At 70.4% G+C, this 22,014-nt stretch carries 23 protein-coding genes; 12 read left to right on the plus strand and 11 right to left on the minus strand.

Translation table 11 applies throughout. The features are described 5' to 3' along the window. The first annotated feature begins 152 nt into the window (after positions 1 to 152). Entirely contained in the window at positions 153 to 1,868 is a 1,716-nt protein-coding gene (locus tag AB0M76_RS15615) for an insulinase family protein (RefSeq protein WP_365953369.1), read from the plus strand. Between the two features lie 64 nt (positions 1,869 to 1,932). On the opposite strand, the gene AB0M76_RS15620 is transcribed toward AB0M76_RS15615, so the two are convergent. From AB0M76_RS15620 to AB0M76_RS15635, 4 genes are all read right to left on the minus strand, one after another. After that, entirely contained in the window at positions 1,933 to 3,057 is a 1,125-nt protein-coding gene (locus AB0M76_RS15620) for a GuaB3 family IMP dehydrogenase-related protein (RefSeq protein ID WP_266626374.1), read from the minus strand. 194 nt (positions 3,058 to 3,251) lie between these two features. Beyond that, complete coding sequence (gene guaB, locus AB0M76_RS15625) at positions 3,252 to 4,757, minus strand: IMP dehydrogenase (RefSeq protein ID WP_365953370.1); 1,506 nt, start codon at positions 4,755 to 4,757, stop codon at positions 3,252 to 3,254. 164 nt (positions 4,758 to 4,921) lie between these two features. After that, positions 4,922 to 5,533, minus strand: a complete 612-nt coding sequence (locus AB0M76_RS15630; protein ID WP_365953554.1) for a sigma-70 family RNA polymerase sigma factor — start codon at positions 5,531 to 5,533, stop codon at positions 4,922 to 4,924. A gap of 471 nt (positions 5,534 to 6,004) precedes the next feature. After that, a complete protein-coding gene (locus tag AB0M76_RS15635) occupies positions 6,005 to 6,616 on the minus strand; it encodes a response regulator transcription factor (RefSeq protein WP_003948568.1) in 612 nt (203 codons plus the stop codon). 379 nt (positions 6,617 to 6,995) lie between these two features. Between AB0M76_RS15635 and AB0M76_RS15640 the strand changes: the two genes are divergently transcribed. Then, entirely contained in the window at positions 6,996 to 7,322 is a 327-nt protein-coding gene (locus tag AB0M76_RS15640; RefSeq protein ID WP_053786417.1) for a WhiB family transcriptional regulator, read from the plus strand. Positions 7,323 to 7,425: 103 nt separating this feature from the next. On the opposite strand, the gene AB0M76_RS15645 is transcribed toward AB0M76_RS15640, so the two are convergent. Further along, positions 7,426 to 8,325: a LysR family transcriptional regulator gene (locus AB0M76_RS15645; RefSeq protein WP_365953371.1), complete on the minus strand. Its 900-nt coding sequence runs from the start codon at positions 8,323 to 8,325 to the stop codon at positions 7,426 to 7,428. A gap of 107 nt (positions 8,326 to 8,432) precedes the next feature. Here AB0M76_RS15645 and AB0M76_RS15650 point away from each other — a divergent pair, with 107 nt between their 5' ends. From AB0M76_RS15650 to AB0M76_RS15660, 3 genes are all read left to right on the plus strand, one after another. Further along, positions 8,433 to 9,113 (plus strand): MOSC domain-containing protein, encoded by a 681-nt coding sequence (locus AB0M76_RS15650; protein ID WP_365953555.1) that lies wholly within the window; start codon positions 8,433 to 8,435, stop codon positions 9,111 to 9,113. A gap of 161 nt (positions 9,114 to 9,274) precedes the next feature. Then, complete coding sequence (locus AB0M76_RS15655; RefSeq protein WP_365953372.1) at positions 9,275 to 10,048, plus strand: SDR family oxidoreductase; 774 nt, start codon at positions 9,275 to 9,277, stop codon at positions 10,046 to 10,048. A gap of 105 nt (positions 10,049 to 10,153) precedes the next feature. Then, positions 10,154 to 10,843 (plus strand): ester cyclase, encoded by a 690-nt coding sequence (locus tag AB0M76_RS15660; RefSeq protein ID WP_365953373.1) that lies wholly within the window; start codon positions 10,154 to 10,156, stop codon positions 10,841 to 10,843. A 90-nt stretch (positions 10,844 to 10,933) separates the two neighbouring features. Here AB0M76_RS15660 and groL read toward each other — a convergent pair whose 3' ends face one another. Further along, the gene (gene groL / locus AB0M76_RS15665; RefSeq protein ID WP_365953374.1) at positions 10,934 to 12,562 is read right to left on the minus strand and encodes a chaperonin GroEL; all 1,629 of its coding nucleotides are present in this window, start codon (positions 12,560 to 12,562) and stop codon (positions 10,934 to 10,936) included. Between the two features lie 123 nt (positions 12,563 to 12,685). After that, complete coding sequence (gene groES, locus AB0M76_RS15670; protein ID WP_030154760.1) at positions 12,686 to 12,994, minus strand: co-chaperone GroES; 309 nt, start codon at positions 12,992 to 12,994, stop codon at positions 12,686 to 12,688. A 294-nt stretch (positions 12,995 to 13,288) separates the two neighbouring features. Here groES and AB0M76_RS15675 point away from each other — a divergent pair, with 294 nt between their 5' ends. From AB0M76_RS15675 to AB0M76_RS15685, 3 genes are read left to right on the plus strand one after another with little or no spacing between them, the layout of a single operon-like run. After that, positions 13,289 to 13,918, plus strand: coding sequence for an ATP-binding protein (locus AB0M76_RS15675; protein ID WP_365953375.1), 630 nt, complete (start codon positions 13,289 to 13,291; stop codon positions 13,916 to 13,918). 57 nt (positions 13,919 to 13,975) lie between these two features. Next, a complete protein-coding gene (locus AB0M76_RS15680) occupies positions 13,976 to 15,016 on the plus strand; it encodes an LCP family protein (RefSeq protein ID WP_365953376.1) in 1,041 nt (346 codons plus the stop codon). After that, positions 15,004 to 16,401 (plus strand): FtsW/RodA/SpoVE family cell cycle protein, encoded by a 1,398-nt coding sequence (locus tag AB0M76_RS15685; protein WP_365953377.1) that lies wholly within the window; start codon positions 15,004 to 15,006, stop codon positions 16,399 to 16,401. The genes AB0M76_RS15680 and AB0M76_RS15685 overlap by 13 nt, the downstream gene beginning before the upstream one ends. Before the next feature lie 34 nt (positions 16,402 to 16,435). Here AB0M76_RS15685 and AB0M76_RS15690 read toward each other — a convergent pair whose 3' ends face one another. Continuing rightward, positions 16,436 to 16,903, minus strand: a complete 468-nt coding sequence (locus AB0M76_RS15690) for an NUDIX hydrolase (RefSeq protein ID WP_365953378.1) — start codon at positions 16,901 to 16,903, stop codon at positions 16,436 to 16,438. A 19-nt stretch (positions 16,904 to 16,922) separates the two neighbouring features. On the opposite strand from AB0M76_RS15690, the gene AB0M76_RS15695 reads away from it, so the two are divergent. The 3 genes from AB0M76_RS15695 to AB0M76_RS15705 all read left to right on the plus strand — a co-directional run bounded on the left by AB0M76_RS15695 (position 16,923) and on the right by AB0M76_RS15705 (position 18,232). After that, entirely contained in the window at positions 16,923 to 17,702 is a 780-nt protein-coding gene (locus tag AB0M76_RS15695; RefSeq protein ID WP_365953379.1) for a GntR family transcriptional regulator, read from the plus strand. A gap of 136 nt (positions 17,703 to 17,838) precedes the next feature. Beyond that, a complete protein-coding gene (locus AB0M76_RS15700; protein WP_266996589.1) occupies positions 17,839 to 17,982 on the plus strand; it encodes a hypothetical protein in 144 nt (47 codons plus the stop codon). Further along, positions 17,975 to 18,232 carry a hypothetical protein gene (locus tag AB0M76_RS15705; protein WP_365953380.1) on the plus strand — a complete coding sequence of 86 codons (258 nt, stop codon included), beginning with the start codon at positions 17,975 to 17,977 and terminating at the stop codon, positions 18,230 to 18,232. The genes AB0M76_RS15700 and AB0M76_RS15705 overlap by 8 nt, the downstream gene beginning before the upstream one ends. 33 nt (positions 18,233 to 18,265) lie before the next feature. On the opposite strand, the gene AB0M76_RS15710 is transcribed toward AB0M76_RS15705, so the two are convergent. Together AB0M76_RS15710 and AB0M76_RS15715 are read right to left on the minus strand one after the other, a co-directional pair. Next, entirely contained in the window at positions 18,266 to 19,117 is an 852-nt protein-coding gene (locus tag AB0M76_RS15710; RefSeq protein WP_365953381.1) for a polysaccharide deacetylase family protein, read from the minus strand. A gap of 14 nt (positions 19,118 to 19,131) precedes the next feature. After that, positions 19,132 to 20,004 carry a polysaccharide deacetylase family protein gene (locus AB0M76_RS15715; RefSeq protein ID WP_365953382.1) on the minus strand — a complete coding sequence of 291 codons (873 nt, stop codon included), beginning with the start codon at positions 20,002 to 20,004 and terminating at the stop codon, positions 19,132 to 19,134. A 178-nt stretch (positions 20,005 to 20,182) separates the two neighbouring features. Here AB0M76_RS15715 and AB0M76_RS15720 point away from each other — a divergent pair, with 178 nt between their 5' ends. Next, a complete protein-coding gene (locus tag AB0M76_RS15720) occupies positions 20,183 to 21,370 on the plus strand; it encodes a methyltransferase domain-containing protein (protein WP_365953383.1) in 1,188 nt (395 codons plus the stop codon). Here the strand turns inward: AB0M76_RS15720 and AB0M76_RS15725 are convergent. Beyond that, complete coding sequence (locus AB0M76_RS15725; protein ID WP_365953384.1) at positions 21,354 to 21,986, minus strand: hypothetical protein; 633 nt, start codon at positions 21,984 to 21,986, stop codon at positions 21,354 to 21,356. The genes AB0M76_RS15720 and AB0M76_RS15725 overlap by 17 nt on opposite strands. Between the last annotated feature and the right edge of the window lie 28 nt (positions 21,987 to 22,014).

Genomic DNA, 22,014 nt, shown 5'->3' on the forward strand with positions numbered 1-22,014 from the left:
GTTGACGGCCCGTCCGGCGCTCATATGATCCGCACGTGTCCGCTCACCCCCGGCTCGGCCGTTCCCGTGGGACTGCATCGGCGGCTCCGACCACGAGGCCGAGTTCAGCCGCCACCGCATGACCGCCCTGGCGAAGGGCTGAGGGGGACACCATGGACACGACCGACGCCGACGGCATCACCACCACCACCGTGGACGGCATCCGCACCGTCCTCGCCCCCCGCTCGGGACTCCTCGGCGCCGGGCTCCTCTTCCGCGTCGGACGCGCCGACGAGACCCTCGCCACCAGCGGCATCACCCATCTGGTCGAGCACCTCGCCCTGCACCGGCACGGCCTCGGCGACGTGCACCACAACGGCGCCACCGCCGCCGCGTACACCCAGTTCCACGTCACCGGCACTCCCGCCGACGTGGTCGAGTACCTCAACGGCGTGTGCGCGGCGCTGCGCGACCTCCCGATGGACCGGCTGGAGACCGAGAAGGAGATCCTGCGCACCGAGGCCGCCGGCAAGAGCCACGGCCCGGCCCACGCCGCCACCCTGTGGCGCTACGGCTCCCGCTCGTACGGACTCACCGGCTACGCCGAGACGGGCCTGTACCGCCTGACCGCGGACGACGTCCGCGCATGGGTGCAGACCCGGTTCACCGCCGAGAACGCCGTCCTGTGGATCACCGGCGACACCGTCCCCGAGGGCCTCGACCTCACGCTCCCGAGCGGCGAGTGGCACCCGGCCCCGGCGGCCACCTCCGCGCTGCCCGCCACCCCCGCCTACTTCCAGGGCGACGACCGCGGCGTCGTCCTGACCGCGGTCGTGCCCCGTTCCACCGAAGCGGGCCTGTTCGCCGAGGTCCTGGGCAAGGAGCTGTTCCGCGAGCTGCGCCAGAAGGGCGGCCACTCCTACACCGCGATCGGCGACTACTCCCCGCGCGACGCCGACTCCGCGACCGTCACCGCGTACGCCGACGCCCTCCCGCAGAAGCAGGACGCCCTGGTCGGCGCCTTCGTCGACGTCTTCGCGAAGCTCCGGGCCGGCCGGATCGAACAGGCCGACCTGGACTCCGTACGAGCATCCGCACTGGCGCAGTTCGACGCGCCGGAGCTCGCCGGCTGCATGCTCCCCGGGCATGCCATGAACCTGCTGCTGGGCCACCGCAACCTCACCGTCGCCGAGGCGAAGGCCGAGATCGAGGCGGTCACCGTCGCCGACCTGCACCGGGTCGCCCTCGCCGTGTGGGACGACGCCCTGATGCAGGTGCCCGGCCGGGGCGTGGACCGGGCGGGCCTGGCGGCCGCACCCACCGATTCCCCGGAGATCGTCAGCGGCAGGCGCCACCCGGCGGTGGCGGACACGGGCGTCTTCCTGCGTCTGGCGGACGACGGCGTCAGCCGGGTCTCGCCGGGCCAGCGGGTCACCGTCCGCTACGCCGAATGCTCGCTGATGCAGGTCTACCCGGACGGCGCCCGCCACCTGGTCGGCCACGACGGGTTCACCGTCACCGTCGAGCCGACCCTCTACCACCGGATCACCCCTGCCGAACTGGCGGCGATCGACACGGCCGTCCCGCCCGCGGTGGTGGTCGCGATGCCGCCCCGCCACCCGTCGCGGATCCCGCAGCCGGCCGCGCCCGGACCGGTGGCCGCGCCCGCCGTGCGCTCCGTCTGGTTCACCGCGCTGCTGTGGGTGCTCGGTGTGCCCGGGCTGCTCATCGGCGGGTCGGTGCTCCTGCTGGGCATCGCCCTGGGTGACGATCACGACCAGATACCCCAGGACACCGCGCAGGACCTGCTCAAGTGGCTGATCTTCGCGGGCGTCTTCCTGATCCCGTGGGGCGTCTGCCTGGATCGCCGGATCAAGGGCAAGAACTGACGCCGAACGCCGAAGGGCCGGCTCCCCCTCGGGGGAGCCGGCCCTTCGCGTGCGTGCGTGGGGGTCAGCGGCGGTGCTGCGAGTCCGCGACCGTGACCTCGACCCGCTGGAACTCCTTGAGCTCGCTGTAGCCGGTGGTGGCCATCGAGCGGCGCAGCGCGCCGAAGATGTTCATCGAGCCGTCCGAGATGTGCGACGGGCCGGTGAGGATCTCCTCGGTGGTGCCGACCGTGCCCAGGTCGACCTTCTTGCCGCGCGGCACGTCCTCGTGGACGGCCTCCATGCCCCAGTGGTGGCCCTTGCCGGGCGCGTCGGTGGCGCGGGCCAGCGGGGAGCCCATCATCACGGCGTCGGCGCCGCAGGCGACGGCCTTCGGGATGTCGCCGGACCAGCCCACGCCGCCGTCGGCGATGACGTGCACGTAGCGGCCGCCGGACTCGTCCATGTAGTCGCGGCGCGCCGCGGCCACGTCCGCGACGGCGGTGGCCATCGGGACCTGGATGCCGAGCACGTTGCGCGTGGTGTGCGCGGCGCCGCCGCCGAAGCCGACCAGGACGCCCGCGGCGCCGGTGCGCATCAGGTGCAGGGCCGCGGTGTACGTGGCGCAGCCGCCGACGATGACCGGGACGTCGAGCTCGTAGATGAACTGCTTCAGGTTCAGCGGCTCGGCGGCGCCGGAGACGTGCTCCGCCGACACGGTGGTGCCGCGGATCACGAAGATGTCCACGCCGGCGTCGACGACGGCCTTGGAGAACTCGGCGGTGCGCTGCGGGGAGAGCGCGGCGGCGGTGACGACACCGGAGTCGCGGACCTCCTTGATGCGCTGCCGGATCAGGTCCGCCTGGATCGGGGCGGAGTAGATCTCCTGGAGACGACGGGTCGCGGACTCCTCGTCCAGCTCCGTGATCTCGTCGAGCAGCGGCTGCGGGTCCTCGTACCGGGTCCACAGGCCTTCGAGGTTCAGCACGCCGAGGCCGCCGAGCTCGCCGATGCGGATGGCGGTCTGCGGGGAGACGACCGAGTCCATGGGGGCGGCGAGGAACGGGAGCTCGAAGCGGTAGGCGTCGATCTGCCAGGCGATCGAGACCTCCTTCGGGTCCCGCGTCCGCCGGCTCGGGACGATGGCGATGTCGTCGAACGCGTACGCCCTGCGGCCGCGCTTGCCGCGCCCGATCTCGATCTCAGTCACGTGTGGTGGCCTTTCCTCTGGGTCTGCCCGTCCAGTATCCCCGAACCCCGGCGCCCCGCGTTCCGGTGACCGCTGTACGGACGCCATTCCAGCCCGACGGCGTTTGAGGCGCGGGGGCTCGGGGGCGGAGCCCCCGCAACGGCGAGGAGCGGGCCCGCTTGCTCCGGACCCGCCCCATGCCCTGGCTCTGGCTGCTACCCCTTACGGGAGTAGTTCGGCGCCTCGACCGTCATCTGGATGTCGTGCGGGTGGCTCTCCTTGAGGCCCGCCGAGGTGATGCGGACGAAGCGGCCGCGGTCCTGCAGCTCCGGCACCGTACGGCCGCCGACGTAGAACATCGACTGGCGCAGGCCGCCGACGAGCTGGTGCACGACCGCGGAGAGCGGGCCGCGGTACGGGACCTGGCCCTCGATGCCCTCGGGGATGAGCTTGTCGTCGCCGCCCACGCCCTCCTGGAAGTAGCGGTCCTTGGAGAACGACTTCTGCTCACCACGGGTCTGCATCGCGCCGAGCGAGCCCATGCCGCGGTACGACTTGAACTGCTTGCCGTTGATGAACATCAGCTCGCCCGGGGACTCCTCGCAGCCCGCGAGCAGCGAGCCGAGCATCACCGTGTCGGCGCCCGCGACGAGCGCCTTCGCGATGTCGCCGGAGTACTGCAGGCCGCCGTCGCCGATGACCGGGACGCCAGCCGCCTTCGCGGCGAGCGAGGCCTCGTAGATGGCGGTGACCTGCGGGACGCCGATGCCGGCGACGACGCGGGTGGTGCAGATGGAGCCGGGGCCCACGCCGACCTTGATGCCGTCGCAGCCGGCGTCGATCAGCGCCTGGGCGCCGTCGCGGGTGGCGACGTTGCCGCCGATGACGTCGACGGAGGAGTTCGACTTGATCTTGGCGACCATGTCGCCGACCAGGCGGGAGTGGCCGTGGGCGGTGTCGACGACGATGAAGTCGGCGCCCGCCTCGATCAGGGCCTGGGCGCGGTCGTACGCGTCGCCGGCGACGCCGACCGCGGCGCCGACCAGGAGGCGGCCGCCCTTGTCCTTGGCGGCGTTCGGGTACTTCTCGGCCTTGACGAAGTCCTTGACCGTGATGAGGCCCTTGAGGATGCCCGCGTCGTCGACCAGCGGAAGCTTCTCGATCTTGTGGCGGCGCAGCAGCTCCATGGCGTCGACGCCGGAGATGCCGACCTTGCCCGTGACCAGCGGCATCGGGGTCATGACCTCGCGCACCTGGCGGCTGCGGTCGGACTCGAAGGCCATGTCGCGGTTGGTGACGATGCCGAGCAGCTTGCCCGCCGGGTCGGTGACCGGGACGCCGGAGATGCGGAACTTCGCGCAGAGCTCGTCGGCCTCGCGCAGCGTCGCGTCGGGGTGCACCGTGATCGGGTCGGTGACCATGCCGGACTCGGAGCGCTTGACCAGGTCGACCTGGTTCGCCTGGTCGGCGATCGACAGGTTGCGGTGCAGTACGCCGACGCCGCCCTGGCGGGCCATCGCGATGGCCATGCGGGCCTCGGTGACCTTGTCCATGGCGGCGGACAGCAGCGGAACGTTGACGCGCACGTTCCGGGAGATGAGGGAGGAGGTGTCGATCTCGTCCGGCGCCATGTCCGACGAGCCCGGCAGCAGCAGGACGTCGTCATACGTGAGGCCGAGTGTGGCGAATTTGTCGGGCACTCCGTCGGCGTTCACAGTCATGACACCTTCCCAATGGTCTTGCTCAGCGCGGATCTCCATGCTAACGGGATCGCGACGCGTCTCATTCCACGAGCCGGGTCAAGCCCAAGTTTCGTGGCTTCCTCCTATTGATCGTCGGCGTATTGACCGTCGACAGGATTCGGCCGGCGCCCGGCTGTGCCGGGCTACTGCTCGGCGAGCGCGCGCAGCCGGCTGAGCGCACGGTGCTGGGCCACCCGCACCGCACCGGGGGACATCCCGAGCATCTGCCCGGTCTCCTCGGCCGTCAGCCCGACCGCCACCCGCAGTACGAGGAGCTCGCGCTGGTTCTCCGGAAGGTTGGCCAGCAGCTTCTTGGCCCAGGCGGCGTCGCTGCTCAGCAGCGCCCGCTCCTCGGGGCCCAGCGAGTCGTCCGGCCGCTCGGGCATCTCGTCTGAGGGCACGGCCGTGCTGCCCGGGTGCCGCATGGCGGCCCGCTGCAGGTCGGCGACCTTGTGTGCGGCGATGGCGAAGACGAAGGCCTCGAAGGGGCGGCCGGTGTCCCGGTACCGCGGGAGCGCCATCAGGACGGCGACGCACACCTCCTGCGCCAGGTCCTCCACGAAGTGGCGGGCATCACCCGGAAGGCGCGAGAGCCGTGCGCGGCAGTAGCGGATGGCCAGCGGGTGCACGAAGGCGAGCAGGTCGTGCGTCGCCTGCTCGTCACCCTCCACCGCACGGCGTACGAGCGCGCTGACAGCCCCGGCGCTGCCGCTCTTGGCGGCGCCGGTGGAGCCTGTGGCCGCGGGTGACCCCATGGCCTCGTCGTCACGCATCAATCCATGGTGCCTTGGCGCCGCAGCATTCGCGCCGCCACGGCCCGTGTTGTGCGTCGAAGCGTTATGAGCGGGTGCGCCTGAACCCATCACTGCGCCCTCCCCTCCCGCTCGACCGAGTACTCCCCGAGGCCCCATCCCAGAAAATGCGCCACACCTCAAGCATGCGGCATCGCGCGCGAAGCGACACGCCCCCCGGATTGTGCCCCGCCGATCCCCGGGTACGCACCGGGTGCGACGGGACGGAAACGGGCGGGACGGTCCTCCGGACGGACCGTACGGGACACGGGACCGGACCGGACCGGACCGGACCGGACCGGACCGTACCGGACGGGGCCGGCCGCGGTCGGGCCCGATCGGCGGGCACGCCCGCGATCGGCGGCACGCGGCGTGCCGCCCCGCCCGCCGGTGGCGGACGGGACCGCTCTCAGCGTCCGGCCTGCGGGCTCGCGGTCAGCGGACCAGGCCCCAGCGGAACCCGAGCGCCACGGCGTGCGCCCGGTCCGAGGCGCCCAGCTTCTTGAACAGCCGGCGGGCGTGCGTCTTGACCGTGTCCTCGGAGAGGAAGAGCTCGCGCCCGATCTCCGCGTTGGACCGGCCGTGGCTCATTCCCTCCAGAACCTGGATCTCGCGCGCGGTGAGCGTGGGCGCGGCGCCCATCTCGGCCGAGCGGAGCCGGCGCGGGGCCAGTCGCCAGGTCGGGTCGGCGAGTGCCTGGGTGACCGTGGCCCGCAGTTCGGCGCGCGAGGCGTCCTTGTGCAGATAACCCCGGGCGCCGGCGGCGACCGCGAGGGCCACGCCGTCCAGGTCCTCGGCGACCGTCAGCATGATGATGCGGGCGCCCGGATCGGCCGAGAGCAGCCGGCGCACCGTCTCCACACCGCCGAGCCCGGGCATCCGTACATCCATCAGAATCAGGTCGGAGCGGTCGGCACCCCAGCGGCGGAGGACTTCCTCGCCGTTGGCAGCCGTCGTCACACGCTCGACGCCGGGCACGGTGGCAACCGCGCGACGGAGCGCCTCTCGGGCAAGCGGGGAGTCGTCGCAGACGAGGACGGAAGTCATGACCGCCCTCCGCAGCTGCTGATGCGCGTCACCTTGAGCCTCCAGGCTGGTACGTATCGTCACCTGTGCGGTCGATGCCCTCGGACACCTGTCCGGGAACTTCTTGGTTCAACCGCCTTCGCACTCTCAACGATGGTCACTCGAAAGAGTTACGGGTCGGACGGACACCTTCGGCACTCTACGTGAGGAGGCGATCACGACGTGGGTGCCACTCGCGGCGCGTCCTCCATCTGGAGCTATGCCCTATTTGGCGGCTTTTCTTCCGTTTGGCACGTGTCTGAGGCTAGATTCCCAATGAGTCATATTTACATCTACTCCGACAGTAGGTGTGGAGACTTGGACCGTATCCGTCTCAGTACCGGCACCAAGAGGACTACCCATGGCAGATTTCTCCCGCCTCCCCGGACCGAACGCCGACCTCTGGGACTGGCAGCTGCTGGCCGCCTGCCGAGGGGTCGACAGCTCCCTCTTCTTCCACCCGGAAGGCGAGCGGGGCGCGGCGAGGAGTGCGCGCGAGGCCTCGGCTAAAGAGGTCTGCATGAGATGCCCGGTGCGCTCGGAATGCGCCGCGCACGCACTGGCCGTCCGCGAGCCCTACGGGGTGTGGGGCGGGCTCACCGAAGACGAACGCGAAGAGCTCATGGGGCGCGCGCGCCATCGCCTGATCCCCGCATCGAGCACGATCGGCCCCATCCCCCCGCACTGATACACGGGTTCGCCGAAACGTACGAAGGAACGTTTCTTCAACCCGCACACGGACCGGAACGCCACGCGTTCGGCCGTATCGCCGTACCTCCGTACGGTCACGGTCAGCGCGTGGCGGCCCGCTCCAGTTCGGCCAGGGTCGCCGCCACGGCCGGCACCCGCGCCAGGTCGGGCAGGGTCAGCGCCACGACCTCCCGCTCCACGGCCGGTTCCACGGCCACCGTGCTCACGCCCTTGGCCCGTACGGACTCCACCGCGAGCTCCGGCAGCACCGCGACGCCCAGCCCGGCGCCGACCAGGCCGACCACGGCCGGGTAGTCGTCGGTCGCGAAGTCGATGCGCGGGGTGAAGCCCACCTCCTCGCACACCTCCACCAGGTGGCGGCGGCAGCGCGGACAGCCCGCGATCCAGGGCTCGTCGGCGAGTTCCGCCATGCCCACCCGCTCGGCCCCGGCCAGCCGGTGCCCGTCCGGCACCAGCCCGACGAGCCGGTCCGTCAGCAACGGCCGCACGACGAGGTCCTCCCACTCGGCAGCCGATCCGGTGGCCCCGCCGTACCGGAAGGCCAGCGCCAGGTCGCAGTCGCCCTCGCGCAGCATCTCCACGGACCGCGGGGGCTCCGCCTCGACCAGCGAGATCCGCGTACCGGGGTGCTCGGCGCGCATCGCGGCCAGCGCGGTCGGCACCAGCGTGGAGCTCCCGCTGGGGAAGGACACCAGCCGGACCCGGCCCGCGCGCAGCCCGGCGATCGCCGCGACCTCCTCCTCGGCGGCGGTCAGCCCGGCGAGGATCCCGGCGGCGTGCCGCACCAGGGCCGTACCGGCCTGGGTCAGCCGCATCTCGCGGCCCGCCCGGATGAGCAGCGGGGTGCCGGCCGACTGCTCCAGCGCCTTCATCTGCTGGGAGACGGCGGGCTGGGTGCACCCGAGCTCGCGGGCGGCGGCGGAGAAGGACCCGGTGCCGGCCACGGCGCGCAGCACCCGGAGATGACGTGCCTCGATCATCCTCCGAGCATAAGCCCAGCTTTGAGCACAGCGCGAATACTCCCGTGCCCCTTTGAGGAAGGTGGACTACCGTGGTCCCCATGGCCTCCATCGCCCCCCTTGCCCCCATGCACGTCCTCTCCGTGAACCTCGGCCGCGCGACGGCCGTCGACTACACCGACGCGGCGGGCGGATTCACCGGCATCGGCAAGCGCCCCGCCCCCGGCCCGGTCCGGGTGTCCGCCCCGGGGCCCAAGGGCATCGGCGGCAGCGGCCTCGAGGGCGACGCCGTCTGCGACCTGCGCCACCACGGCGGGGACCACCAGGCCGTCTACGCCTGCGCGCGCGAGGACCTGGACTGGTGGGAGGGCGAGCTGGACCGCGAACTGCCTGCCGGGCTCTTCGGCGAGAACCTCACCACCTCCGGCCTCGACGTGACCGGTGCGCTGCTCGGGGAGCGCTGGCGGATCGGCGCGGGCCTCGTCCTCGAGGTGGCCTCGGCCCGCATCCCGTGCCGGACCTTCCAGGGCGCCCTCGGCGAGACGGCCTGGGTCAAGCGGTACACGCAGGCCGCGCGGCCGGGTGCGTACCTGCGCGTGGTCCAGGAGGGCACGATCTCCCCCGGCGACGCCATCGAGGTCATCCACCGCCCGGACCACGACGTGACGGTGGAGCTCTGGTTCCGGGCCTTCACCACGGACCGGTCACTGCTCCCGCGCACGCTGGCGGCGGGCGAGGCGATGGAGCCGCAGGCGCACGACACGGTCCGCGCGTACATGGAGAAGTACGGGACGCAGCACGGGGAGTAGCCCGGCGAGCGACCCGGCAAGTGACCCGCGAGCAGGGCGAATGTAGCCGGAAGTAGCGGTTCCGCAGCGGGAAGCGACGACGGGCGGCGTGAACCGTCACGAAGGGGTACCGCCCGGCGGGCTCCCCTTGAGCTGTCATCCAGGGCGGCTAGGTTGCGCCTATGACGACTGCGTTGATTACGGGATCCACGGCGGGCATCGGCGCCGCATTCGCCCGGCGGCTCGCCGCCCAGGGCCACAACCTCGTACTGGTGGCCCGCGACACGAAGCGGCTCGGCGAGCAGGCCACCGAGCTGCACGACCGGCACGGCATCGAGGCCGAGGTGCTGACCGCCGATCTGTCCACCGACGAGGGCATCGCGGCGGTCGAGCAGCGCCTCGGCGACCGCACGCACCCGGTGGACCTGCTGGTCAACAACGCGGGCTTCGGCAACAAGGGCCGCTACCTCGAGGTCTCCATGGCCGACGAGCTGACCATGCTGAAGGTGCACATCGAGGCCGTCCTTCGGCTGACCTCGGCGGCCACCGGGTCGATGCGCTCGCGCGGCCGGGGCGGCGTCATCAACGTGGCCTCGGTGGCGGCCTTCCTGCCGCGCGGCACGTACGGGGCGAGCAAGGCCTGGGTCGTGCAGTTCACCCAGGGCGCGGCGAAGGACCTGGCGGGATCCGGCGTACGGCTGATGGCCCTGTGCCCCGGCTTCGTACGGACGGAGTTCCACGAGCGCGCCGGCATGGGCACGGACAACATCCCCAACTGGATGTGGCTGGACGCGGACAAGCTGGTGGCCGCAGCCCTGGACGACCTGGCGCGCGGCAAGACGGTCTCTATCCCGGATCCGCGGTACAAGGCGCTGATGGGCGTGGTGAAGCTGACGCCGCGCGGGCTGCTGGGCGGGGTGTCCTCGCGTACGGGCCGCAAGTACGGCCCCCAGTAGTCCGAGTGACCGCGAAGTGACCTACGGGTAGGCCGGTCCCGAAAACCGGCCGACCGGGTGAAATCTCCATAAACTGGACGTGTCCGATCCAGCCCGGGAGGCACCATGACATTCGTACAAATAGTCGATTACGAGACCAGCAGGCCCGAGGCCGTCAACGAGGTCTTCGACCGGTATCTGGCGCAGACGCAGGGCAAGCGCACCGTGTCCCACACCATGGTGGGCAGGGACCGCGAATCCGACAGGCACTTCGTCGACGTCGTCGAATTCCCGTCGTACGAAGAGGCCATGAAGAACTCTCATCTCGCGGAGACGGACAAGATGTTCCAGGAGATGGTGGCCCTCTGCGACGGGATGCCCCGGTTCACCAACCTGGACGTCATCCGCGACGAGCACCTCAACACCCTGCTCGCGAACCGGATGTTCGACGAGCTCGCGATGAAGGGCGACATGTCCACCGCCGACGAGATCTTCGCGTCGGACTACCGCGACCACGACATCAGCAACGCCATGGACAAGATGGGCCCCGAGGGCATGCACGAGGACGTGCAGATGTGGCGCAGCGCCTTCGACTTCACCTTCACGCGGGACGCCCAGATGGCGCAGGACGACTACATCACCACCCTGTGGACCTGGACCGGCAAGCACAAGGGCGAGTTCATGGGGATCGCCCCGACCGGCAAGACCTGCACGATGACCGGCACGACGGTCTTCCGCTGCGAGGGCGGAAAGATCAAGGAAGGCTGGTGGCACTACGACGCCATGCGCCTGATGAAGGAACTCGGCGCGATGTAGTCGCCCCTCCCGCACGCCCCACCCACGGAAAAGGCCCCGGTCACCACCGCGTTGACGGCGGCGACCGGGGCCTGTTCAGCTACTGACGGGTCAGTGGCTGTGGCCGTGGCCGTGCCCGTGACCGGCGTCGGCCTCGTCATCGGCCGGCTTCTCGACGACCAGGGTCTCGGTCGTGAGCAGCAGGGAGGCGATGGAAGCGGCGTTCTCCAGCGCGGAGCGGGTGACCTTGACCGGGTCGATGACGCCGGCCTTGACCAGGTCGCCGTACTCGCCGGTCGCGGCGTTGAAGCCCTGGCCCTTCTCCAGCTCCGCCACCTTCGAGGTGATGACGTAGCCCTCGAGGCCGGCGTTCTCGGCGATCCAGCGCAGCGGCTCGACGGCGGCGCGGCGGACGACCGCGACACCCGTGCCCTCGTCGCCGGTCAGACCCAGGTTGCCCTCGAGAACCTTCACGGCGTGGACGAGCGCGGAGCCACCGCCGGAGACGATGCCCTCCTCGACCGCGGCGCGGGTCGCCGAGATGGCGTCCTCGAGGCGGTGCTTCTTCTCCTTGAGCTCCACCTCGGTGGCGGCGCCGACCTTGATGACGCAGACGCCGCCGGCGAGCTTCGCCAGGCGCTCCTGCAGCTTCTCGCGGTCCCAGTCCGAGTCGGTGGACTCGATCTCGGCCTTGATCTGGTTGACGCGGCCGACGACTTCCTCGTGGCTGCCGCCACCGTCGACGATGGTGGTGTCGTCCTTGGAGATGGTCACGCGGCGCGCGGAACCGAGGACGTCCAGACCGGCCTGGTCGAGCTTGAGGCCGACCTCCTCGGCGATGACGGTGGCACCGGTGAGGGTGGCCATGTCCTGGAGCATCGCCTTGCGGCGGTCACCGAAGCCGGGGGCCTTGACGGCGACCGCGTTGAAGGTGCCGCGGATCTTGTTGACGACGAGGGTGGAGAGCGCCTCGCCCTCGACGTCCTCGGCGATGATCAGCAGCGGGCGGGAGCCGCCGGCCTGGATGACCTTCTCCAGCAGGGGCAGGAGGTCCTGGATGGAGGAGACCTTGCCCTGGTTGATCAGGATGTACGGGTCGTCGAGGACGGCCTCCATACGCTCCTGGTCGGTGACCATGTACGGCGAGAGGTAGCCCTTGTCGAAGGCCATGCCCTCGGTGAACTCCAGCTCCAGGCCGAAGGCGTTGGACTCCTCGACGGTGATGACACCGTCCTTGCCGACCTTGTCCATCGCCTCGGCGATGAGCTCGCCGACCTGCTGGTCCTGCGCGGAGAGCGCGGCCACGGCGGCGATGTCGGACTTGTCCTCGATCGGGCGGGCGGTCGCGAGGAGCTCCTCGGACACGGCCTTGACCGCGGCGTCGATGCCCTTCTTCAGGGCGGCCGGGGAGGCACCCGCGGCGACGTTGCGCAGACCCTCGCGGACCAGCGCCTGGGCCAGCACGGTGGCGGTGGTGGTGCCGTCACCCGCGATGTCGTTGGTCTTGGTCGCCACCTCCTTCACGAGCTGCGCGCCCAGGTTCTCGTACGGGTCATCCAGCTCGACCTCGCGGGCGATGGTGACACCGTCGTTGGTGATGGTGGGGGCGCCGAACTTCTTGTCGATGACGACGTTGCGGCCCTTGGGGCCGATCGTCACCTTGACCGTGTCGGCAAGCTTGTTGACGCCGCGCTCGAGGGCGCGACGGGCGTCCTCGTCGAACTTCAGGATCTTCGCCATGGGAGCGGTTCAGCCCTCTCGAAAACTCGGGTTTAACGAACTGCGCCCCTTGCCGCCCGGCAATCAGCGGGGTGACCAGGGGCGCAGCTCAGCAATACAGGTGAAGCGAAATACCGGTGCGTCTTACTTCTCGATGATCGCGAGCACGTCGCGAGCCGAGAGGACGAGGTACTCCTCGCCGCTGTACTTCACTTCGGTGCCGCCGTACTTGCTGTACAGCACGATGTCGCCGACGCTGACGTCCAGCGGGAGACGCTGGCCGTCCTCGAAGCGACCCGGGCCCACGGCGAGGACGACGCCCTCCTGGGGCTTCTCCTTCGCGGTGTCCGGGATGACCAGGCCGGAAGCCGTGGTCTGCTCGGCGTCGAGCGGCTGGACCACGATGCGGTCCTCGAGCGGCTTGATGGCAACCTTGGAGCTGGTGGTCGTCACGATCCGACCTCCCCCTTCGGAGATCTCACGGGGCTAACTGTCTGGGTGGCGACCAGGTGGATCCGTCGTCGCGGGTGCCGGACCTGCCCGTCGCTGTGTTGGCACTCACCGGTGGCGAGTGCCAGGTGCGAGACTATTCCGGCGATTAGCACTCGGTCAAGCGGAGTGCCAACACGCTCCGCGAATCCAGCCGCGCCGGCGTTCGAGGCGCGGGGGTCCGGGGGCCGCCCCCGGCAGCGGCGCCGCACCGGCCGCGCCCGCCGTGCGCCCGTCACGGGCACCGTGCAGCGGAGGGTGAGCGCGACCGGTATGTGGCAGTTGAGGGCGTGCACATTCTCGTGGTCGAAGACGAAGAAGGCCTCGCCGAGTCCCTGCGGCGCGGCCTCTCCGCCGACGGCCACTGGGTCGACATCGCCCACGACGGCCACCGCGGCCTGGACCAGCTCGACCGGCTGGAGCGGTCCGACGCCCGGCAGCGGCAGTTCACCGCCGACGCCTCGGGCGGCCGGGGACCCGGCGCGCCTCGAGCGGGCGCTGGCCAACCTGGTGGACAACGCGCTGCGGCATGCCCGTACGCAGGTCGTCGTACGGGCGGCCGCCGAGTCCACGGAGTACCCGGGTGGTGCCGGCTGGACGGTGCTGGAGGTCGAGGACGACGGCCCGGGCATCCCGGCGGCGGACCGGGACCGGGTCTTCGAGCGGTTCGTACGGCTCGACGCGGACCGCGGCCGGGCCGGCGGCGGTACGGGCCTCGGCCTGCCCATCGTCCGCGAGATCGCCCGCGCCCACGGCGGCGAGGCGCACGCCCTGCCGCCGCGCTCGGGCGGGCCAGGCATCCGCCTTGTTCTGCGCCTGCCGACGGGCGGGCCCGGACCGGCGACGCGGTCCCGGTCCCGGTGCCGGTGCCGGTCCCGAGAGTTCTGAACGTCCCTTCAGGACTCTCAGGAATCCTTCAGCGCCCCTCCCCCACCATCGACTGCCATGAGCGCGCACCGGAGGAAGACCAGCCACCCCGCCCGCCGGCCCCGTCGGCAACCGGCACGGCGCCGCCCCCGCCGCATCGCCCGCACCCTGCTCGTCACCGCCTGCGCGCTGGCCGTCATGGCCGCCGCCGGCGCCTGGTACGTGTACCGGGACCTCGCCGGCAGCATCGGCAGCTCCAAGGCCCTCGACGGCGCCGAGAAGTCGAAGTACGGCGACACCAACATCCTGCTGATGGGCCTGGACAGCCGCCGCGACCAGAACGGCGAGAAGCTGCCGGAGGAGGTCCTCGACAAACTGCACGCCGGCAGCTCCGACATCGGCGGCTACAACGCGAACACCCTGATCCTGCTCCACGTGCCCGGTGACGGCAGCCAGGCGAAGGCCTTCTCGGTCCCGCGCGACGACTTCGTCGGCATACCGGACCAGGGCAAGGACAAGATCAAGAAGGCGTACGGGCTGGCGAAGGCGAAGGAGGAGGAGCGGCTCTCGGGCCAGGGGGTCAAGGACCGGCGCCAACTGGAGCGCGAGGGGCGGGAGGCCGGGCGCAAGGCCCAGATCGAGACGGTACGGAACTTTCCGGGCGTCCCGATCGATCACTTCGCCGAACTGAACCTGGCCGGTTTCTATCACGTGGCGGGCGCCACGCAGAAGCTGAACTCGGCCGGGACCTTCACCGATCCGGTCAAGCTGATGAAGCTGGCCGACGCCGCGAAACAGGACGTGGTGACGGACGAGGGCTGGGACCTGCTGTCGTTCGTGAAGCAGGCGAAGAACCTGTCCGGCGGGAAAGTGGCGTTCACGACCCTGCCCGTCGAGCGGTTCGGAAGGAACCATGGCGAGGACATAAACGTCGTAGACGATATGAAGATAAAGCGCCTCATTGCCGAGCAGATCGGACGGGAGGCTTCCGCCTCTGCGGCCGCTCCGAGCCCGAGCGACGCACCGGGGGCGCCTCCGGGACCGGCTGCCGCCGCCCCGGCTCCGACCGCGAGCGGCAGCCCCGCCGTCGACGGTGGCGGCATCCCGTGCGTGGACTGAGACCCCTCACGACGGCGGGCGCGCGCCGCCGTACCGAGGCGCTGCTCCTCGTCTTCGTCGTCGCCCTCACCGTCTTCGGGCATGCGAGCGCCGGCCTGGCGATGAACGGCGAGCTGCCCGCCAGCCTCACCGGTTTCACGATCAGCATGACGCTGCTGGCGCTGGTGGGGCACCTGGGCGTGCGCCGGTTCGCGGCGTACGCGGATCCGCTGATCTTCCCGCTCGCGATGCTGCTGTCCGGGCTGGGGCTGGTGCTGCTGCACCGGCTCGACCAGTCGTACATCGCGCGGTACGGCGGCGAGGCGAACGCCCCCGGGCAGCTGCAGTGGACGGTCATCGGCGTGGCCGCGTGCCTGGCGGTGGTGGCGCTGCTGCGCGACCACCGGCTGCTGCAGCGGTTCATCTACATCACGATGGCCGTCGCGCTGGTGCTGCTGATCGCGCCGGCGTTCTTCGGCGCGGACACGTACGGGGCGAAGCGCTGGATCATCCTGTTCGGATTCTCGCTCCAGCCGGGCGAGTTCGTGAAGATCATGATCTCGGTCTTCTTCGCGGGGTATCTCGTCATCCACCGCGATTCGCTGGCCCTGACGGGGCGGAAGTTCCTGGGCATGCGGCTGCCGCCGATGCGGCAGCTCGGGCCGATCATCACGGTGTGGATCGTGTCGCTGCTGGTGCTGGTCTTCGAGCGCGACCTGGGTACGTCGCTGATCTTCTTCGGTGTGTTCGTGGTGATGCTGTACGTCGCCACCGAGCGCACGAGCTGGATCGTGACGGGGCTGTTGATGGCGGGGGTCGGGGCCTTCGTGGTGGGGTCGACGGAACCGCACGTCAAGGGGCGTGTGGCAGCGTGGCTGGAGCCGCTGTCGTACTACTGGAAGGAGCGGCCGCCGGGGGTCATCTCGGACCAGTCCGCGCAGGCGCTGTTCAGCTTCGGGACCGGCGGCATGTCGGGCACGGGGCTGGGGAAAGGCCACCCCGAGCTGATCGGCTTCGCGGGGCGCAGCGACTTCATCCTGACCACGGTGGGCGAGGAGCTCGGGCTGGCCGGGGTCATGGCGGTGCTGATCCTGTACGCACTGCTGGTCCAGCGGGGGCTGCGGATGGCGCTGGGCGCCCGCGACCCGTTCGGGAAGCTGCTGGCGGTGGGCCTGTCGGCGGCGCTGGCACTGCAGGTCTTCGTGGTGGCGGGCGGCGTGACGGGCCTGATCCCGCTGACCGGCAAGGCGCTGCCGTTCCTGGCGAAGGGCGGCTCGTCCCTCCTGGCCAACTGGATCATGATCGCCCTGCTCATCCGCATCAGCGACAGCGCGGAACGCCAACGCGAGGCGGACGCCCAGGGCCCGGCGGAAACGACGATCACGCCGGTGGTGGCGGCCCGCTGAGGGCCGCCGCCGGCCCCGCCCCGTTTCTTTCCCCTCACCGCGCCGTGAGCAAGCGGTGTCCGTCGTGGCTTCGCACATGGGGGCCGCTGTCGTCGAGGGCGTCCAGCAACCGGATCGCATAGACCTCGGACATCCATCCGGACACTTCTTCGGGAGTGAGCCACTGGACAGCCGTCACTTCCTCGGAGAGGTGCGCCTTGCCACCTGAAGGTTTGCAGCGGAACACCAGGGCCACCACTCCCGCCGCCACGTTCTTGTACACGCCGGTGAGTTGATCCACCTCGACGTGGATCCCGGTCTCCTCCAGAACCTCCCGCCTCACCCCCTCATCCGGAGTCTCCGCCAGCTCCAGCACCCCGCCTGGCGGCTCCCAGGTCCCGTTGTCGGCCCGGCGGATCGCCAGCAGTCGGCCGTCATCCCGCACCACGGCTCCGGCAACCGACACGGAATGACGAGGCGTTGACCCGTTCGACAGAGGGCTGTTACTCATATACATGAGCATAGGAGGAAGCGAAGGGACCATGGGAGCAGCTGCAAGAGCCGACAAGGCCGTACCCCGCTATGTGCAGATCGCCGAGGACATCGTCCAGCAGATCCGCGCCGGCGCCTTGACGCCTGGCGATCAGATCCCGAGCGAAGCCGAGATGGTCGAGCGCTACGGCGTCTCGGGCGGGACCGTTCGCAAGGCCATGTCGGAGATCCGCGCCAGCGGGCTCGTGGACACACGGCACGGCAAGGGTTCGTACGTGAAGGCACGCCCGCCTGTGCGTCACCGGTCTTCGGACCGCTTCCGCCGATCACTTCGACAGGGCGGCAAGGCCGCGTACCTTGCCGAGTCCGAGCAGTCCGGCGCTACCGCGAAGGTCAGCGTCATCTACGTCGGCCCGATGCAGGCCCCGGACGGAATCGCCCAGCGGCTCGGCGTGGATATCGGGACGCAGGTGCTCACTCGCCGCCGCCTGTACTTCCGTAACGGCACGCCCGTGGAGTCCGCCACGTCGTACCTGCCTTGGGACGTGGTCCGCGACATCCCGGAGCTCTTCGCCGAGAACCCTGGTGGCGGCGGTATCTACGCCCGCCTGGAGGAGCACGGTCACGTCTTCGCGGAGTTCGTGGAAACGTTGCAGGCGCGGCCGAGTGCCAAGGCCGAGGCGTCGGAACTCGGGCTGAGCCCGGGCGCACCGGTTGTGCATCTGGTGAGGGAAGCGGTCACGAAAGAGGGTCGCGTGGTGGAGGTCTGCGACACCCTCATGGCCGCCGACCACTTCGTCTTCGAGTTCCGCATCCCGGCAGCCGACTGACGACCACCCTACCCACCACAACCCGCTGCGACGCCTCCGTCACAGCGGGTTGACTCTTGCATAGGAGTTGGGCACTCTTCTCCACATCACTCCTATACATGAGTGATGGAGTTCGGCCTCTGCAGAGGAGTCGCACATGTGTGAGATCGCCGCCGACGCGACGCACGCCTCATCAGCAACCGTGATGACGCCCGGCGAACCCAGCGGGGACTTGCTCGACCGGGCACTGGTCGGCTGGGAACGCTTCATCAGCTCCTTCGAGGAGTCGTCCGATGGCTGAGCAGGACGCGTGCGTGCGGCACAGGCTCCTGGGCCGTCGCGTGCGTGACATCGCGTCCGGGACGGAGGGCGAGCTGATGGCCGTGATCAACGAGAACGTGTCGGACAGCGGGGCCGCGCGGTGGATGCCGCTGGCCTATGTCCGGGACGCGTCCGGTCTCGAATTCACGACCGCAGTCGGCAACATCGTGCCCGCCGGGTACATCGAAGCCCTGGAAGGGCCCCTCAAGCGACGTTGGCCGCCGGCTTGACCACCGCAAGGGCCTCGACCCCCGCCCCGCCCCCTACAGGTAGTCCTCCAGGCGGCCTATGCGGTAGCCCTGGTCCTGGATGCGCTGGAGCATGCGGGTCGTCATCTGGATCTCCGTCGAGCCCTTGAGTTCCGACGGGCCGCGGAAGTGGGCCAGGATGATGTCGCCCGGTTTGAGGGCGGAGCCCTCGGCGTACTGGAAGTTGTTGATCTGCATCGACACGCGCCACAGGACCACCTGCGAAATGCCGCATTCGGCGGCGGCCTTGAGGGTGTCGTCGTTGTAGTTGCCGTACGGCGGGCGGAAGCGGACCGGCTTGGTGCCGAAGCGCTTCTCCAGGCGTTCCTGCTGGCCGCAGATCTCCTTCTTCTGCGCCGCGAAGGGCAGGGTCCGGAGGTTCGGGTGCGTCAGGGTGTGGTTGTTGATCGTGCTGCCGGAGCCGTTGTCGCGGAGCTTCTCGAAGTACCCGTAGTCCGACGAGGCGATGTTGTCCGTCAGGAACATGCTGATCGGCAGCTTGAGGTCGGCCGCCATCTTCAGGAACTCGGGGTCCTTCTCCGCGCCGTCGTCGAAGGTCAGGAAGACGACCTTGTCCGTGGGCGGGACGGGTATTCGGTCCACCACCTGGGCCTTGCCCGGGGCCGCCGGCGCGAGGGAGGGCTTCTGGGGCGGCTTCGGGGCGAAATCCAGAGGGGACTTCAAGCCCCACTTCTTGTATGCCTCGTCCCCGGGCACGGCAGTGGCCGCCGACTGCGACGGAGTCGCCGTCGGCGACTGCTGCGCCTCCGTCGTCCTGCGGCCCAGTCTTTCGATCGGGTCCACGCTGTTCCCGCACCCCGTCAGGGACAGCGCGAGCGCGCCGGCCGCCAGCGTTCCGGCCGTCAACCGGCGCGCGTACCTCACAAGTAGTCCTCCAGGCGAGCCACGGCATACCCCTTGTCCGTGACGGTCTTCATGACATGCCGGATCATGTCAGGCATCGACCCCTTCCAGTCTTCCCGCCCTCGGAAATGAGTCAGGATGATGTCGCCGGGGTGGAGGTCGCGGTCCCACTCCCGCCAGTCCATGCGGTTCGGGAAGGCCTCGGCGTTCCACAGCGGGACCGCCTTGATGCCGCAGGACTTCGCCGCGCGCAGCGTGTCCTCGTTGTAGTTGCCGTACGGCGGCCGGAAGAGCGTCGGCCGTTTGCCGAACTGCTTCTGGATCGTGTCCTGCTGGCCGCAGATCTCCTCGTGCTGCTCCTCGTAGGAGAGGGCCGGCATGTACCGGTGGTTGAGCGTGTGGTTGTTCAGGGTGACGCCGGCGGCCTGCATCTCCTTGAAGTAGGGGTAGTTGTCGCGGACGAGGTAGTCGCTGAGGAACGCCGTGTACGGGATCTTCAGCTCCTGCATCATCTTCAGGAACTCGGGGTCCTTCTCCGCGCCGTCGTCGATCGTCAGGAAGACGACCTTGTCCTCCGTGGGGACGGTGGTGAAGACCGGCGGGAGTTCGCCGCCGCCCTCGACCTCGAAGCCCTCGCGGGTGCTGATCTCCGGCTTCGTCTGCGGGGCGGCCGGCGCCATCAGCGGCGGCTTGGCCAGCTTCCACTTCTTCGCCGCGGCGATCCGGGCCTGCTGGGCGGCCTTCAGCTGCTCGGCCGAGCCTGCGACCGCGCCCGCCGCGCCCGCTGCCTCGGCGCCCTTGCCGGCCTTGGTCTTGGCGGGCGTTTCGGAGTCCGCGGAGGAGCCGCAGCCGGTTCCGAGGGCGGCGACCAGCAGTGCGGCCAGTGCCACCCCGACTCGGCCGCGCGGACCCGCCGCGGACCGGTGACCATGGAGCGTCTTATGTTCCTTTTGTCTGACTAGCTGCATAGCAGCGCATCCTGGCATCCGACACGCACGCCGCCCCGCCGACACCGCGAACGGAAGACGACCTTCCATCGAGTGGCCCACACTGACCGACAATGAACCGGTGACCCCCGAAGACTTCGCCGCGCTCCTCACCCCCGAGGGCCGCGCCCTCCTCGACTCCCTGCGCGACTACGACCCGTCCCAGGAGCTCGCCGTCGCCACGCGGCTGCGCCGCGAGCACCCCGCCGCACTGGTCTCCGCCGCGCTCGGGCAGGCCCGGCTGCGGCAGCGCGCGGTGGCGAAGTTCGGCGCCGAGGACGCGTTCCGGATGTACTTCACGTCCGGCGGCGGCGAGATGGCCACCCGCGCCTCGGTGGCCTCGTACCGCGCCGAGCGGCTCGCGGAACTCGGCGTGCGCAGCGTCGCCGACCTGTGCTGCGGCATCGGCGGGGACGCCCTCGCCTTGGCCCGGCTCGGCATCCGCGTGCTGGCCGTGGACCGCGACCCGCTGACCGTCGCCGTCGCCCGCGCCAACGCCGAGGCCCTGGGGCTGGCGGAGCTCATCGAGGTCCGCGAGGCGGACGTGACCGACGTGGACACCTCCGGGTACGACGCCGTCTTCCTCGACCCGGCCCGGCGCGGCGGCAACGGCCGCGGCCGGATCTTCGACCCGGAGAGCTACTCGCCGCCGCTGTCGTGGGCCGTCGAGGCCGCCCGTACGGCCAAGTACGCCGCCATCAAGATCGCCCCCGGGATCCCGCACGAGGCCGTGCCGCAGGAGGCCGAAGCCGAGTGGATCTCGGACCGTGGGGACGTGAAGGAGGCCGTGCTGTGGTTCGGGACCGCGCCCGGCACCGTCCGCGCCACCCTGCTGCCCGGCCCGCGCACCCTGCACACCGCCGATCCGCTGCCCGACCCCGAGGCCGGGCCGGTCGGCCGCTACCTCTACGAGCCCGACGGCGCCGTGATCCGCGCCCACCTCGTCGCCGAGGTCGCCGAGCAGCTGGCCGGCCGGCTCATCGACCCGACCATCGCCTACGTCACCGCCGACGAGCTGCGCGCGACGCCGTACGCCACCGCGTACGAGATCACCGACGTGCTGCCTTTCGGCCTCAAGAAGCTCAAGGCGCTGCTGCGCGAGCGCGAGGTGGGCATCCTGACCGTGAAGAAGCGCGGTTCGGCCATCGAGCCCGAGGAACTGCGCAAGAAGGTCAAGCCGCAGGGGCCGCACTCCGCGACCGTCTTCCTCACCCGGGTCGCGGGCGCCCCCTCGATGCTGATCGGCTCGCCGGTCAGCGCACCGCAGTAGCGCCGCCGCGGAAGGCGCGCACCGCCCACCGGTAGTGCGCGCCCGCCTTGCCGAGGCCCAGCAGGCCCGTGATCCACAGGATCATGCCGAGGCCCATGAAGTACGTGACCTCGCCGTACGTCGACTCGCCCGGACGGGCCGACGCCGCGGACCCGAAGGTCACGTACAGCCCGAACACGCCCAGCGCGAAGGAGGCCAGCAGCCACGTCAGGCTCAGCCCGGGGGCGCGGAGCCGGGCGTCGGCGGCCGGATCCCGGTCCGACTCCGCCCAAGCGCACAGCAGTTGGCGCACCCGGCGGTCCCGCTTGGCGCCCCAGGCGAACCAGAACCCGGCAGGGATCAGCACGCCCGCGCCGAGCAGGGCGAAAATGAGGCCGAAAACGTACGCGAACGGGTCGCCGGGTACCTCGAAGGACATCAGGGCCATGCCGACGAAGGACCAGCCGAGCGCGAAGACCGCGGCGACGGTCCAGAGCAGCAGCAACCGCCCCAAGCCCAGGCTGCGCCGGCGCAGGTCCTGCAGGAACCGCGCCCGGTCGGCCCGTACGGTGCTCTCGTCCAGCCAGGCGCGCAGGTGGGCGGGAGGCGGCGGAGGCGGCAGGTCACGACGAGGCATGCGCATGACGATATCGGCATCCGGCCAC

The sequence above is a fragment of the Streptomyces sp. NPDC051364 genome, assembly GCF_040682115.1.
In the GTDB taxonomy this organism is placed as follows: Bacteria; Actinomycetota; Actinomycetes; order Streptomycetales; family Streptomycetaceae; genus Streptomyces.

What these genes read in the sequence shown, in the direction of transcription:
- AB0M76_RS15615 (WP_365953369.1), top strand. Translation starts at nt 153, where the DNA reads ATGGACACGACCGACGCCGACGGCATCACCACCACCACCGTGGACGGC.
- guaB (WP_365953370.1), bottom strand. Translation starts at nt 4,757, where the DNA reads ATGACTGTGAACGCCGACGGAGTGCCCGACAAATTCGCCACACTCGGC.
- AB0M76_RS15630 (WP_365953554.1), bottom strand. Translation starts at nt 5,533, where the DNA reads ATGGGGTCACCCGCGGCCACAGGCTCCACCGGCGCCGCCAAGAGCGGC.
- AB0M76_RS15635 (WP_003948568.1), bottom strand. Translation starts at nt 6,616, where the DNA reads ATGACTTCCGTCCTCGTCTGCGACGACTCCCCGCTTGCCCGAGAGGCG.
- AB0M76_RS15640 (WP_053786417.1), top strand. Translation starts at nt 6,996, where the DNA reads ATGGCAGATTTCTCCCGCCTCCCCGGACCGAACGCCGACCTCTGGGAC.
- AB0M76_RS15645 (WP_365953371.1), bottom strand. Translation starts at nt 8,325, where the DNA reads ATGATCGAGGCACGTCATCTCCGGGTGCTGCGCGCCGTGGCCGGCACC.
- AB0M76_RS15650 (WP_365953555.1), top strand. Translation starts at nt 8,433, where the DNA reads ATGCACGTCCTCTCCGTGAACCTCGGCCGCGCGACGGCCGTCGACTAC.
- AB0M76_RS15655 (WP_365953372.1), top strand. Translation starts at nt 9,275, where the DNA reads ATGACGACTGCGTTGATTACGGGATCCACGGCGGGCATCGGCGCCGCA.
- AB0M76_RS15660 (WP_365953373.1), top strand. Translation starts at nt 10,154, where the DNA reads ATGACATTCGTACAAATAGTCGATTACGAGACCAGCAGGCCCGAGGCC.
- groL (WP_365953374.1), bottom strand. Translation starts at nt 12,562, where the DNA reads ATGGCGAAGATCCTGAAGTTCGACGAGGACGCCCGTCGCGCCCTCGAG.
- AB0M76_RS15680 (WP_365953376.1), top strand. Translation starts at nt 13,976, where the DNA reads ATGAGCGCGCACCGGAGGAAGACCAGCCACCCCGCCCGCCGGCCCCGT.
- AB0M76_RS15690 (WP_365953378.1), bottom strand. Translation starts at nt 16,903, where the DNA reads ATGCTCATGTATATGAGTAACAGCCCTCTGTCGAACGGGTCAACGCCT.
- AB0M76_RS15695 (WP_365953379.1), top strand. Translation starts at nt 16,923, where the DNA reads ATGGGAGCAGCTGCAAGAGCCGACAAGGCCGTACCCCGCTATGTGCAG.
- AB0M76_RS15700 (WP_266996589.1), top strand. Translation starts at nt 17,839, where the DNA reads ATGTGTGAGATCGCCGCCGACGCGACGCACGCCTCATCAGCAACCGTG.
- AB0M76_RS15705 (WP_365953380.1), top strand. Translation starts at nt 17,975, where the DNA reads ATGGCTGAGCAGGACGCGTGCGTGCGGCACAGGCTCCTGGGCCGTCGC.
- AB0M76_RS15725 (WP_365953384.1), bottom strand. Translation starts at nt 21,986, where the DNA reads ATGCCTCGTCGTGACCTGCCGCCTCCGCCGCCTCCCGCCCACCTGCGC.